The sequence below is a fragment of the Moorena sp. SIO4A1 genome, from assembly GCF_010672065.1.
In the GTDB taxonomy this organism is placed as follows: Bacteria; Cyanobacteriota; Cyanobacteriia; order Cyanobacteriales; family Coleofasciculaceae; genus Moorena.
Window position 1 is genome coordinate 22,576 of sequence record NZ_JAAHHX010000063.1, and the last position, 14,592, is coordinate 37,167.

The 14,592-nt window shown below is 45.4% G+C and carries 9 protein-coding genes and 1 pseudogene; 5 read left to right on the plus strand and 5 right to left on the minus strand.

The window, feature by feature from the left end; translation table 11 throughout:
- Positions 1-13: 13 nt before the first annotated feature.
- Together F6K53_RS28615 and F6K53_RS28620 are read right to left on the minus strand one after the other, a co-directional pair.
- On the minus strand, positions 14-2,077 hold the full coding sequence (locus F6K53_RS28615; protein ID WP_293083012.1) for a GAF domain-containing sensor histidine kinase: 2,064 nt from the start codon (positions 2,075-2,077) through the stop codon (positions 14-16).
- Between the two features lie 715 nt (positions 2,078-2,792).
- Positions 2,793-3,731 carry a hypothetical protein gene (locus F6K53_RS28620; RefSeq protein WP_293083014.1) on the minus strand — a complete coding sequence of 313 codons (939 nt, stop codon included), beginning with the start codon at positions 3,729-3,731 and terminating at the stop codon, positions 2,793-2,795.
- 914 nt (positions 3,732-4,645) lie between these two features.
- On the opposite strand from F6K53_RS28620, the gene F6K53_RS28625 reads away from it, so the two are divergent.
- The 5 genes from F6K53_RS28625 (at position 4,646) to F6K53_RS28645 (ending at position 10,953) form a co-directional block, all read left to right on the plus strand.
- Positions 4,646-4,984, plus strand: a complete 339-nt coding sequence (locus F6K53_RS28625) for an NAD(P)H-quinone oxidoreductase subunit M (protein WP_071102827.1) — start codon at positions 4,646-4,648, stop codon at positions 4,982-4,984.
- 251 nt (positions 4,985-5,235) lie between these two features.
- On the plus strand, positions 5,236-5,412 hold the full coding sequence (locus tag F6K53_RS28630; RefSeq protein WP_324293478.1) for a DUF6737 family protein: 177 nt from the start codon (positions 5,236-5,238) through the stop codon (positions 5,410-5,412).
- A gap of 256 nt (positions 5,413-5,668) precedes the next feature.
- Positions 5,669-8,143: a protein phosphatase 2C domain-containing protein gene (locus F6K53_RS28635; RefSeq protein ID WP_293065858.1), complete on the plus strand. Its 2,475-nt coding sequence runs from the start codon at positions 5,669-5,671 to the stop codon at positions 8,141-8,143.
- A gap of 206 nt (positions 8,144-8,349) precedes the next feature.
- Entirely contained in the window at positions 8,350-9,984 is a 1,635-nt protein-coding gene (locus tag F6K53_RS28640; RefSeq protein ID WP_293028537.1) for a CHAT domain-containing protein, read from the plus strand.
- Positions 9,985-10,290: 306 nt separating this feature from the next.
- A complete protein-coding gene (locus F6K53_RS28645; protein WP_293028540.1) occupies positions 10,291-10,953 on the plus strand; it encodes a hypothetical protein in 663 nt (220 codons plus the stop codon).
- A 466-nt stretch (positions 10,954-11,419) separates the two neighbouring features.
- Here the strand turns inward: F6K53_RS28645 and F6K53_RS28650 are convergent, their stop codons facing one another.
- From F6K53_RS28650 to F6K53_RS28660, 3 genes and pseudogenes are all read right to left on the minus strand, one after another.
- Complete coding sequence (locus F6K53_RS28650; RefSeq protein WP_293028543.1) at positions 11,420-12,325, minus strand: phosphatidate cytidylyltransferase; 906 nt, start codon at positions 12,323-12,325, stop codon at positions 11,420-11,422.
- 91 nt (positions 12,326-12,416) lie between these two features.
- On the minus strand, positions 12,417-13,019 hold the full coding sequence (cbiT, locus tag F6K53_RS28655; protein ID WP_075897007.1) for a precorrin-6Y C5,15-methyltransferase subunit CbiT: 603 nt from the start codon (positions 13,017-13,019) through the stop codon (positions 12,417-12,419).
- A gap of 691 nt (positions 13,020-13,710) precedes the next feature.
- A pseudogene (locus F6K53_RS28660) lies at positions 13,711-14,592 on the minus strand (lysine decarboxylase); the annotation flags it as partial.

Here is a 14,592-nt window from a genome sequence, read left to right on the forward strand (position 1 = left end):
AGGCCGGGGAGTGTCAAATAAAAGATTGAACCTGGGGCAGAGTAATTGTGAAAGATACCCGAGACGTGCGAGGAGTGTCAGACGGGCCAGTGGAGACATCTACTGTCCCATTGAGATGCTGCACTAAGCATTTTACTAGCGCTAGACCCAAACCAGTACCCTGAACTGCCCTTTGGGTCATCCCCTGACCGCGATGGAATTTATCAAAAATATGTTTGAGGTCTTCTGGAGAGATCCCTTGACCAATATTGCTCAAACTCATCACAATCTGCTTCACCGATTGCTGGATTTGCTCAGTTACCTCAATCACCACTGTAGTATTTGGGTGAGAATACTTACCAGCATTGGTTAAAAGTTCCAGCAAGATACGGTTAAGGCTTTCAGCGTCGGTGTTGATAAACAGCGATGGTAGTGAACTATTGATTGTTAAGGTTAAGCCTTTCTCCGCCCATTTGTACTCAAAGGATTTAGCCAAGTGCTTAATCATCGGCATCAGGTCAATTCTTTGCAAGTGCAGTTGGGACTGGTCAGATTCCAGCTGCTGTAGACTCAACAGGTCGTTAATTAGCTCAATTTCTTGATTACACTGTTGCTCAAGGATTTCTAGATATTTGGCACGACGCTCAAGATCAAGTTTGGGTTGACGCAACATCCGAATCGCTAGACTCATTGCCGTCAAAGGTGTCCGCAATTCATGATTCATGCTACTGAGAAATTCATCTTTGAGGCGATTTAATTCTTTTAGCTGACCCATTTGCTGGCGAGTTCTTTCGTATAACTCTGCCTGAACTTTCAGACTATGTTGTAACTGAGCCGTGCGTTCTTCAACAAGGGATTGTACTTGCTGGAGAGTCTGATTTTGGATAATAGTGCTACTAACTTGTGTACTGACCCACTTGACCAAGTTAATTTCATTCTCTAGCCAAGGGCGAGGTTGAGTATTTTGCAAGACCAAGAACCCCAAAACCTTAACGGATAGCAAACCATGATTATCTGCCCCAACCAGAGGACAGATTAGTAACCCTGGCTTTAGGTTCTGATCTAGGAGTGAGATGCTCTGGTGGTCAGATTTACCAATCGGGTGATCTGGTCTATGGGTAATGACTATCGGTTCAGGGGCTTGCTTGAGAGCCTCTTGGTACCAAGAACACTCAGAAACTGGGAAGGATTGATTTAACAGTGCGTCTCCTGTTGAAAATAGATCAGTAGTCGAGGTTTCCTCTAACCATTCACAAACCACTGTCAGATCATGTTTTGGTGAATGCTGTCCTGGTAGAGAGCAACACAGGGGATTCGTTTCATCTAAGAGTAGCAGTAGTGCCCGTGACACCTGAAGTGCTTCAGCAACAGCCGTGGTAGCTATCTGGAAAATCTCCAGGAGATTGAGAGAGCTATGCATCACTTGACTCAATTGGTTGAGCAGAGTTTGGTCTCGAGTAGCAGCCTTCACTTGGTGGTTTAGCTGAACTTGAGAAATTGCTACCGATACCCATTGGGAAACAACAATTAACTGTTCTTGCTCTGTCTTTTTCCATTGGTAAGGCTGGGCTTTTCCTAAAACAATTACCCCGTTGACTACAGACTGAAACTTTGTTGAGGTCTTCAGTATTGCCCTGGCAGATAGCACTTCTTCACCCAAATCTAAGTTAGACCAAGCATCGGATTTTTGCCAATCTGAAATTGCCAGTACTGAGTCACTGCCTAAGTCATCCTCTGTGGTTAAGAGTTCCAGCAGTTGCACTGGATTTTTGTAGTATCGGTGTTCTGGGTCGAGGTGTTGATCAGCACGCCACCAGGCTAGTTGGGGTGTAGTGCTAGGGTTAGCCAGCGCCCCAATTAAACAGTTATCCACCTCAAAACTCTCTCCTATAGCCTTGGCGAGCATCGCCAACAGAGTTTGCGTTTCTGAGGTATTTAGTATCGTCTTAGCAATTTGTTGCCCGATCTGAGCTAACTCTGTCGGGTAAGGCATGAGTGAACCTTGATGCTCCTGGCTAAAGGTTGGTTCAAATGTACCTGAGAGACGGGAGTTGATGGAATTTACTCTTGGGGCAAAAATCGCGCTTTCTGCATCCATTATGCTTGTTGCACAACTTGTGAATACTGGTCTTGACTAGAGCAACTACTGTTAAAACAGTAATCTCGCTAGGATTAGTGTTCCCGGCATCAGAGTGCTTTTGATCAAGATATTGCAGTTTTTTACGACAACCGACCGACACACCCGTTCAATCATCACTCTGGTTAGAGGAGAAGCTGTGGGTCGGTGGCACAACTCCCATCATGTAATCGTCACAGTTGAGTTAAACTCGCCCCCGGTGCGCTTACAGTCGTCGAATTTAATTCGCGTCATTGTCGCGCCTCCAAGGCCGTGAGGGATTGCTCACGGCCTTGGGTCGCGCCTTTAGGCAAAGCCCGACGCGGGGCGCGAACTGGCGCGCACCGCGATCTCAAAATGGTTACTGCTCGAGATTCGTTTACCCAATTAATTTTGATCGGTAGATTGGGTGAGGGCTTTTTGGAGTTTTGACCTAAGCACAGAGCGTAAAAATCCCAAAAGGCGCGCGCCTCTGAGTTGGGTAGACTACTAGTACCTGGAAACCCAGGAGAGAATTGAGAAACTCCAGATATCTCTCAATGGTGAGCTTTCCAAGGCCGCGAGGGATTGCTCGCGGCCTTGGAAAGCGCACCTCTGGGATTGACATCGATTAATTTTAAACACCTTAAACACCGATTGAGCACCTTTTTATACCGTTTTTTAAACAAAACTTATTTAAAACTTCAATTCAACACCACTAGGAGCGCTTATTTCTAGCTTGTTTTTGAGCTTCCTCACTGTTTTTTCGATAAAGTATAACCCGATAACGAGCTATCTGGTAGCGTTGGTCATCAGGTTTTACCGTCTCCATTAGATTTGATGCCCGTTCCCACTTAGCTGCCACATCTAACCATTGAGCTGAGGTTTCGACACTTTCGCCTGCTGCGGCTGCTTCTTGAGCTAGGCGCATTGCCTCAGTAAAGGGGTCCTGAGTAAAGGGGGGGTCTGGATTACTAGAAGATCCCTCGGAATAAGAATTGGCTGGGTCTTTTGCCCAATCGTCGGCTTGAGTTGGGTTTAGGGATTCGATTTCCCTCCCAAACCAATCATTGAGTAACCAACCTACTACGATCAGGAATAAACCCAAACCTAACCCAATCACAACACCTTGCTGCAATCGACCTTTTTTACGTAGTTGACTGTAAGAAGCTGGCGGTAAGACCAGTTGCTGATTCGGTAGTTTTTTTTGGCTCAGTTGACGGGAAAATCCTGGTGTTAGAGCCAGTTGCTGGCTCGGTAGGTTTTGGCGATTGTTGAAGGTTTGAGCCAGTTGCTTGAAGAAATTTGGCCTAGTAAGGGTGATGTCTTCGTACCATAACAGCTGATTGTCTGGGTCACGGCTAATTTCTTCTAACCAGAGTAATTGTTCCTCTCGCACGATGCGGCTGTTGATCCTGACACGACGAATGTTACGCGGTGAAATCTCTTCCAGAATTTCCTGGATTTGACTGACTAGAATCGATTGTTCCAGCTGTTCTGGTTTTGCTGCTTCACACAAAACTTGCAATACACCATCAGCCAGAATGGCTCTAGTTCTCACCCCAAAATCGGCTAATCGTTCATTCAGTGTTTGAATAATTGCCACCACGCTACCCTGGTGGGCTTGTCTAGCAATATCTTCCATGGTACCAGACATTTTTTTAAGCTATGACATTGGATTAGTGTGTTTGACTTTACTTAATATAGTTTTTCCCTTTAGAGTATCAGGATATGCTATTAGTAGACATCTCCAAAAATTAACCTCAAACCCTTGTAATGCCTGGGTCAAAACCGATTTTATGCAGATGTCTAGTGCATGTATTGTTCATTTTTCTTCCCCCGTGGAGACCGCCGCTAAAACCCAGGTTGCTCTATTAATTATCAGAATCATGAGGTACACAGTTTTTTTTATTCCCCCAGTCCCGGAAAACCATAATCCATAAACTCTTATTAAACCGACTCCCAGGGCTTGCGCTTACAGTCGTCGAATTTAATTCGCCACGGGTCGCACCGCTCCCGACGACTCCCAGGGCTTGCGCTTATAGTCGTCGAATTAAATTCGCCACGGGTCGCACCGCTCCCGACTCCCCAGTAATTTGTACCTCACCAAATTGATAAATGATATATATCGATCACATCCAGTAGCGCCAATGGCCCGCACGGCGGGAACAGGTCAAGGGGACTGCTGTCTAAGGTTGTAGGGAAACCTACTATGAGAGTAAGTAACTTTTTGGTAATGTCTGTCAAATCTCATGCACGTGCTTGTCAGACCATTATCTCCTTACTGGCGAAATCACAAACACTACATATAGCGTATAGGTCAAGAGGTCAGTAATTGGGATTTGACTAGCTAAATAGTTGGTTTGCTCCTACGATCCCTTGAATGCGTCGAATCTATATCTGGGGTATGTGCTCTAGTTCTGTACTTGTACAGGACTAGAGGCAAAAGCGGCTCAAACTCGAAGCCCTCAACCCCAAATCTTTGATTGGTTTGTGGGTAATTCAAATGGTCAGCATTGACTAGTGCCTGAAAAGATGAAAAAATAAAGGCTGTGAGCAGGAGGTTTCTAGATGCTGTTAAAGTCCACCACTCGTCACGTCCGAATCTATACAGCAGAGGTAAAAAATAACGAACTAGTCGGGAGCGATAATGTCTTAACCTTAGACATTGACCCCGATAACGAATTCAATTGGAATGAAGACGCTCTACAGCAGGTTTACCGGAAGTTCGATGAGTTGGTTGAATCCTACAGCGGATTTGATTTGACCGAATACAACCTCCGTCGTATCGGTTCTGACCTAGAACACCTTGTGCGATCGCTTTTGCAAAATGGACAAATTAGCTACAATACGGAAAGCCGAGTGATTAATTACAGTATGGGATTGCCCCAAGTAGAACCTGAGAATTAGGCAGTAGGAGATGGGCTGACAAGCTACTTTCAAACCAAGTCACGACGGGAGCGAATAACTCAAGCGCCTGTCTGCCTTCATCCCCCGCCACACTGTAGCTGGTTTACTTGAGGTTCTCATGCTTTTAATCAATCCCTTGCTTAGTGCAAAGAAGTAAGTCGTGGTAGCTTAAAAGACTAATCTTGTCTACAGAAAAAAAATTCAATCCTTGGAGTTATAAGCCTTGGTGGTGCCAACCCTGGTCAATCCTATTGACCGGAGGGGGCATCATCTTAAGTATCTGGGTAGTTTTCAAAACCCTCTGGATAACACTACTCGTTGCTATGCCAATTCTGCTTTGGTGGACGTACTTTTTGCTGATCTGGCCTGAGCTAATCAAGATTAGTGCTATGAGTGAGGGGAACCGGTCAATATTGCGCAATGATTAATACATAAAATTAATACATAAAACTTAATGCTGACCTTCCCCATAGACCATAGGGTAATCATTGCTGCGAACGAATGTTTCAGGGGAATTCATTCACTATTGACGTAAATCATTAACCAGCCCGTAAGTCAAGCGCTACAATCTGTAATCAATGGGCTGATTTTGGCACTTCCTTTGTTGGCACATCACTCCTTCAAAGAAAGCTGTGCTAATGTTAACCCGGTTCCATCAGGCTATCTTTAGCAGCAAAGAGTTTCATGGACAATCCGGCGGCAACGCTCCACTGCCCAAACCATCAATGTCAGGCTCCCAATCCCCAGACCAACAAGTTCTGCCAAAAATGTCGCACGCCGCTGCTCAGACGATACTTGTGGGCTATTGGGTCAGGCATAAAAGCCGCTCAACCGGGAGAAGTTATTGCTAAGCGCTACCTCCTGATTCATTCTCGTGTTCTTTTAGATACTCAACCAGCGGTACCGCCAGAGACCCCACTAGAGATTCCTCAAACCATAACCCCATACTTGAGACTGGTTTCCTATGGATTACACCTGCCTCAAGTGTATGGTCTGCTAACACCTCAGCCAAGGCATAACAAAGAGATTTGGTTACTCGAAGGAGTACCAATTCAGGCAACAGGGAACATTAATACTCTTGGACAACTGTCACCAGAACTCACTAGCGTCTGGAAAGATGCCTCACCAGTACGCCAACTCAACTGGCTGCAGCAATGGGCTTCACTGTGGCAACCTTTGAGCCGAGAAGGGGTAGCGTCTAGCTTACTGAAATCAAACCTGGTGCGGGTGGAAGGAGCCTTGCTAAGGTTGTTGGAATTGCAGCCTGATCAAACGCCAGCACCAACCTTAAAACAGCTGGGTCAGCTGTGGTCACAACTGCTTGAGGGGGCTTCCCCTGTTATTAGTGAGTTTTGCCAACAACTCTGTTCCCAGCTTACAAAAGGACAGATACAGACATCAGAGCAGCTGTTAGCATTACTGGCGAAAGGGTTGTTTGAATGCCGGTCATGGCAATCGAGAACCTATAAGACTCTCACTCGTACCGATACCGGTCCGGGTCGTAGCCACAATGAAGACGCTTGCTACCCTCCTAGTGGTAAGCTAATTAGCTCTTCAAGAGGTAAGGAAGCTTTGGCAATGGTTTGCGATGGCATTGGTGGACAAGCAGGTGGTGAAATTGCCTCCCAACTGGCGATTGACACTCTCCGACAACAGCTCAAACAACTTCCAGCTAAACTGAAGGTGTGGAACCCAACCACTCTAACCCTGGAATTGGAAAAAGCTGTCTGTGCTGCCAATGACTCCATTAGCCAACGCAATGATCATGAGAACCGATTTGATCGGCAGCGTATGGGAACAACCTTGGTCATGGCTAGAACCCATGCCCATGAAATATACATTACCCATGTCGGGGATAGCAGAATCTATTGGGTGAGTCGCCATGGTTGTCACCAAGTTACTCTAGATGATGATTTAGCGTCTCGAGAGGTGCGGCTTGGATATACCCTTTACCGACATGCTCTACAACAACCAACATCTGGTGCCCTAGTGCAGGCTTTAGGCATGGGTTCATCAACCACACTGCACCCGACTGTACAGCGCTTGGTGTTGGATGAAGATTGTGTGTTTCTGCTGTGTTCTGATGGTCTTAGTGACAATGACCGAGTCGAGCAGTACTGGCAAACAGAAATCCTGCCCATTCTCGACGGTCAAATTGATTTGAAGAAAGCAGCAGAACGCATCATTGAGCTTGCTAATACCAAAAACGGACACGACAATGTTACGGTGGCGTTGATTTACTGTCAAGTCACACCAAGCCAGCCTTCCTTGCCAATCCAACTATCACCGCCACAGCTAGAATCCCTTCCCACTCTCGAGACCAACAATACTGTAATGTTCGTTAAGAGTGATCAGCAACCCGCTTCTACTGATGAACAAAAAACAGCGTTGCTCACACTTAACCTCATGGAAGAGGGGGATGCCTCTGGTGACCAAAATCCTACTTATTCAGCTTCAACCTCTCCTGAGAAGACTGGGAGACTGTTGTTGGGCATATTCGTGCTGTTGGTCTTAGGAGGGGTAGTCGTTTATCTGTTGAGTCCAATGTTGAGTCCAAAGGCGAGTGGACAGATAAATCGCTTCCTGAGTGGGGTTTTGAGTCTCGGTAAGGAGCAAGAAATAACCCGTTCTAAAACCCCTACACAGAGTCCAGAAACTAAACCTCTCCCAGCACAAACCCCTGACTCCGCGACCAAGGCTCAGTCAGCTGCCTTAATTAAAAAGCAAGATACTATTATTAGAACAGTAGGTCCAACTGTACAACTTTTGGTTAAGCCTCAAGAGCAATCAATCCTTGGGAGAGTTCCTGCTGGTAGCGTTTTGCAGGTTATTACTAGAACAAGGTATCCTCAGGAAGAGACTTGGTGGATTAAATTAAGAGTTTGCTCACCTGGAACCGAACAAACTAATATTCCATCGGATATTCCATCGGATCAAACGGCTAGCTCCCCCAAAGTTGGCTCATCTTCAGAACCGTTAAACTCTCAGCAGACTAAACCCTCTGCTACCTTGGTGTCACAGGGACAAGAAGGGTGGATAAGAGAAAAGGAGATTTTACCTATGATGGCTCGTAATTTTACACCAACCCCAAAACACGCCACTCAATGTCAGACAAAGACGCCTCCGTCTAGTACCCCTAAACCTCCTGAATCTCCCTAAGTCTTGAGAAATTAGTTATTAGCTTATCGCTTTTAATTTTTAGATCACCATTGATTCTGACTAACCACTCAACTCCTCAACTAAGAACTGGAAACTAATGATGTCCTACTAATGACCAATTCCTCATTATTGATAGCGCCAATACCACCCAAGACTCGATAGAGTGATCAAAACATCGGTATATTCCCTATAATGATGAACCTTTAATGTCTGGTATCGAAAATCCTTGCCTCAGTTTAGCGATCGCTCGTCTATCTGCCGCTGGCAGAGAAAACCTGGCTATCTGGGTGCTGAAAGCTCCTTACCCAGGGGGTATGGTTCATCATGATTCTACTTGGTCTGAATACATGACTCAGTCCTGGCTGGCTTGGCAGGAAATGTTTTCCCCATTTTCAAACCATGTGCCGATTAGTGGTCATCACAACCAGTATCCCACAACTTTGCTCTCAGAGAATCAAAACGGTGCTACAGGTCCGGAGATTAGCTACAGTGGTCGTTTGATGCAAGGTTTGGGCATTGACCTGTGGCAGTGGCTGTTTCAAGGCTCAATTCGCAATGCCCTCGAACGAAGTCAAGGCATTGCCTTGGGACAAAATAAACCCCTTCGCCTGCGCTTGGAAGTCCGCGCTCCAGATTTCATTCCCCTCCCCTGGGAAATTATACAACCCATGGCGGGTAAACAGGCAATTTCCCTTTCTCAGCAAATCCTGTTTAGCCGCACAACTAGTGATGTAGACGCCCTCGAACCCCTGCGCTCCCACCAGGCTCTCAATATTTTGTTAGTTCTAGGAGAGAAGGTTCAAAAATTTAATGGTTCGACTACCAATTTGGATCTCGAAAAAGAAGCGGCTACCTTGGTAAATGCCCTTCAAGCTGGTAGAGCCGCTCAAACTTCTAGGAACCAATCCGTTCCACCAGTTACCTGCAACGTCTCAAAACTAATACAACCGACACCAGCTGAACTGATTAAAGCACTGGAAACCGGTGCCTATAACATCCTATTCTATGCCGGTCATGGTGAAAGCGCACCAGACGGAGGTTTGCTATTTTTACGCTCGGATGCGAAAATTAGTGGTACGGAATTGGCTCAGGTTCTGGTGCGCACCCAGGTTACCTTAGCTGTATTCAATGCCTGTTGGAGTGCCAAACCTGACCAAGTGAATTCCCAAACCATTCCCCGTAGTAGTTTAGCTGAGGTGCTCATTCACCAAGGTGTTCCAGCAGTTTTGGGGATGCGGGACTCCATTGCTGACCAAGAAGCCGTGAGTTTTATTAAAGCATTCGCCCAAGCCTTGGCAGAGCGGATGCCCATTGACCATGCTGTAGCTGTGGCCAGACAGCACCTGTTGACCCTTTACAAGTTTAACCAACCAGCCTGGACCTTGCCTATCCTTTATATGCATCCTCAGTTTGAAGGGGAATTAATCCAACCGGTGGGAGAAGGAATTACAGAACTGCCCACCATCACCTCAAGCTGGGTTGAAAGTCCTGCCCCAACGGCATCTTTGCGTTCGATTGGAAAAACCGATCAGGTCTGGCCGATTCGAGGTGGAGTGATGCGAGTGGGACGCCTACAATCTTACAACGATTTGGTGATTCCCGAAGTTTGTGTTAGTAAGCAACATGCTGAAATTATCTGCCGTGATGCTTTCACTGACCAAGGCTCGGATCCAACTTACTTCTTGAGGGATTTTTCTCGTAATGGGACGAGAATATTAATCGATAATGGTTGGAAAACCGTTCATCATCAGGAAGTTCAGCTAAGGTCGGGTATTCAGCTTAAGTTTGGTGGTCCTCGTGGTCAGATCTTCGAGTTTATTATTGACTCCCCAGAATCTTGAGTCGGACTATCCTCGTGCCGAGGATAAAGTGCAGCTTATGCTGTTAACTATGCTGTTAACAATGGAAGTTTCACGCTAAACACTGCTTAGAGTCAAATTGCAACTAGTGGCTGTCTACCTAAGAGCTTCTCTCAATAGCTCACATAGATCACACATAAGTTGAGGAACGAAAGTGGTGTTGCCATGGGAATTAAACACGCGCTGAGAAGTCCAGATTATTTTTTCAGCTGTTGCGGAACTTCCTCAAAAATTGATGTAGCTATTTTATGTCAGGTTTCATCTACTAACCCAAACAGGAGGGGCATTATGAACAGCCAAGCTATTCAATATCAAGAACATCAACAATCATATTTTGAGGATACTTCGGTTCAAATCCAAGAAGAACTACTAGAATTACTATTACAGCCAGAAGAGGAGTTTTATCCTTGGGATCCAACTCATCCAGAAGCAGAAGCTTATTTTGCTAAGCTAGAAGCAGGTTTTTACCTGGACGAAATCCAAGATCACCAGGAAATTGCTCAGGAATCTCTTGCCTTTTTTCAGCGACTAAATCAGTGTTGGGAATTACCGCTCGAATCAACCATCGAATCAACCATCGAATCGAGCATCGAATCCACCATTGACTCGTTGAAGGCAGCTTTAGCTAACGGATGTGCTTCTTGCATGCCTCCAGAATGGCTCGAAGCGATCGCTTCGAGAGCTCAAGAGGTTGTTCACAAGAACTTGTCCTTAGCAGAGCAACTTGTGCTTTGTGTCAAGCCATTGTTACAAAACTGGACAGAAGACGATCTATTGGTGTTAGCTCGTCCGTGGGCTTACGCCATGCGCAGTAGCTCAGACTCCATGAATGTCAGTGGTTCAGTTAAATCTGAACAGTGGCACTCTTTGTCTTCTATAGAACAAGTCCGCCTAAGCCTAGAAGTAGCTCATTCGGCTCTGTTCGAACTCAACAATCACACTAGTAACTAATCATCTCACTAATCATCTCACTAATCATCTTAATTAATTAGTATCGTAATTAGTGATTAGCGTAATTCGTAATTAGTGATTAGCACCAAGCTGGGTTTGAACCAAAAAAACCGTTTGCTGGTTCTGTCTTTGCCTACATTAATTATAATCCGGACATGATAGTTATCCCAAGTTGCATTGATATGTAGCACCATTTACTCCCATCTGCTCATGTGTGTTTTCTACCGTCTACCCAATCCAGAATGCACTTTTATAGCGGTTTTCAGGTTTTTATTCTCGAATACAGCTGGTGATTGCAGTGGGAATTTCCCAGAAGCTAATATGTATTCTACTGAGCTGGAAACCGCTATAAATTTTTAGTCTACTCAACTAACAATCGAAGTCAAGGTAGCGCAACTTGGTATTGCCATCAATGTATTGCGTATTGCCATCAATCAACCGAACCAATTCTGACCTTGAAACCAGACTACAGGGAGGTCGGTAACAGTGGTAGTAACAGAGTGACAAAATAATACACCAAAGGGGCAGTGAACACATAGCTGTCTGTTCGATCTAAAATGCCACCATGACCAGGAATTAATTGCCCGGAATCCTTGACACCAGCATCCCGTTTCATTAAGGACTCCGTTAAGTCTCCTAAGAGGCTAGCTACACCAATGATTACTCCGAGCATCATGCCACTCAACTGCCAGCACGGCCAATTCAGATACCAAGCTCCTGCGATTCCTACAGCAATACTACTGACAAGGCCAAATATAGCGCCTTCCACAGTTTTTTTAGGACTGATCATAGAAAGGCGAGTGCGACCAAAAAATTTTCCGAAGGTGTAAGCTCCGATATCTGCTGCCCAAATACAGCTAAATGCTAGGAGAGTTGTACTTAACCCAGCAGGTAGGTGACTCAGATTTATCGAAAAATTAGACCAGTATCCACTCCCGGGTAGGTTGGTAGCGGCGACTGTAGCATCTCTAGCTAGGGAGGACGTTTCAGTCAAACCTACTCGCAGACGGACCCAATAGCCGGGCAGATAACCACCATAGAGTAAACCCAATATGGAAGCCCCAATATCCGCAATGGTTGCTATCTTGGGTTGGAAGAGTAAGTAAAAGCAAATAAATGTTCCAGCAATGGGAAACACCGCATCAGCCAGGGTTGGTGAAATGGTAGCTGTAATTAGTAGTAGCTGAGACACAAACATGGTGCTTTTGGTTGCTGGCACCATGCCTTTCGCTTTTACTAGTTGAAAAAGTTCTAACTGACCTAAATAGACAATGACACAGAAGCCGATGGTAAAATACCATCCCCCAAGTAAGATCATCCCCATCGCCAGGGCGATCGCAACTATTCCACTAAAAATCCGTAACCAGGGCATATGACGTTTTTTTTTGACACTCCTGTTCTGACACAAGAACAGATTATTTATATTATTATTGTTAATTTTGTTCCCTGAATGGGTCTATTCCTTACTCTAACTTCTCTCCACTAAGAATAAAAATGGGGTTAACTGCTGCAAATGTTTGATAATTCCCCCGTGTCTCTAGGCGATTGACGGCTGACTGAACGACTTCGATATTGCGAGCCTGTAACTCCGCTAAGCCTTCTGAGATGGCATAGAGTCCTTCTAGATTGTTGGTGGTTGCGACTATCCTCCCTGGAGATTGTAGGTAGGGCCAGACTTCTTTGAGTAGAGTTTTGATTGGTCGTCCTCCTTCAAGGCAAACTCGGTGGGGTTTCAATGGTAGATCTTTGAGACATTCTGGGGCGTTACCTTCGATGACTTCTACGTTGGTGACATTAAAGCGATCGCAATTGTGTCGAATCAGGTTGGCTACTTCTTCATCCCGTTCAACGGCAATAATCTCACTTTTGGGACACAGTAGTCCAATTTCTACAGGAATGGTACCGGTTCCAGCACCGATGTCCCACAACCGGTCTTGGCTTCCTAGTCGTAGGGCAGAAATGATCAGCAGCCTGACTTCTCGCTTACTTAAGGGAATACCGGGTAGGCGTTCAAAGAGGTGATCTGGGATTCCAGGAGTAATGTATGGCCAAATTGGGGATGACATTTGTGGTATTTAGGTTTCGGGGTATTTTTTTTCCTTTAGTTATTTTGATTTCTTAAACTAACCAATTCAGGTATATAACACATAAATAGTATTATAAATACAGCGATTCGTTACCTGTTAGGCTATTTTTTTTAGTTTACTATCATCAAAGTATTACTGTGTCTATTTTTGATAGTTTTAGAATTTAGTTTTTAACCTAATTAGGAGCTCAATTTTATTACAAAAAAGCATCCCTTTGTACGAAATAACCATAAATATTTACAAAGATTATAGCCTTGATCCTACTTATGAGGTACATTCAATTTTATTCCCTCTTTATTAAGGGGGTAAACCCCCAATAAGCTGGTATTCATTTAAATTTTATCGTTATGACAGCAGGGGAGCTCGAATCCCCCCTAACCCCCCGCGCGTAAGGGGGGAATGGGAGCAGGGGAGAGGGTTTGACGGTTTTTTTTATAACTGAATAATACCTAATTTAAATGGGCAAGAGCTTACCTCTGTGCAGCGCTACTCCCGACTCCGTTGGGCTTGCGCTTACAGTCGTCGAATTAAATTCGCCACGGGTCGCACCGCTCCCGACTCCCTCGGTGCCCTTGACCCGTAATTAAATTCGCCACGGGTCGCACCGCTCCCGACTCCCGACTCCCATTAAGCCAGCACGAGGTACCTGATCTAATTGAGAACTACTATACTAGTCAATAACCTTTAGGGTTTGGAGGCTGGGGTCGCTACAACCGGTAATTTGACCACCTAAGGTGAGAATTTTTTGGAGGTATTCAATAGTAGTTGATTTGATTTGTTCTCCTGGCATTAGGGCTGGTATTCCTGGTGGATAAGGACAGATTAATTCTGCACTGATCCGGTTTATGGTTTCGGTTACCGGTAGGGTTTGGGTGGGAGCAAAGAAGGCTTCACGGGGGGAGAGTAAGGGTTGCAGGTTGCCAGTTGCATGTTGTAGGTTACAGAAGGCAGGTTGCTCGGTGGAGGAATTGTTGTTATTTTGGGCAAGTTTAGTGAAAGCTTGTACAAGTTGCTGAATATCTGTTTCGGTATTGCCTAGGCTAATGATAAAGGTTAAGTGGTGAAGTGTGGGTAACTCGGCTGTGACAGCGAGCTGTTGATGAAGAATTTCATCGGCTTCAAATCCGCTTAATCCTAATTCGGTCACTCTTACGGTTAAGCGAGTTGGGTCTAGGGCTTGGAATCTTAGGGATTTTATTGGTTCTAAAACTGATAATCCAGGAATTTTGCTGATTTTACTTTTGGCATCCTGGGCTAGCTTCAAGGTACGACTCATGAGTCGTTCTCCATGGAGTGCCATTTGTTGTCGTGCCGCATCTAGGGAAGCAAGTAGTAAGTAACTGGGGCTGGTGGATTGAACTAGCTGTAATGCTTTACTCAACCGCTGAGCATCAATGCGATTGCCCTGAATGTGCAACATCGATGCTTGAGTCATGGCACCGAGTACTTTATGAGTTGATTGTACGGTTAAATCGGCTCCGGCTGATAGGGCATCCAGGGGTAAATCGGGATGGAAGGCAAAGTGAGGTCCATGGGCTTCATCCACCAGTAG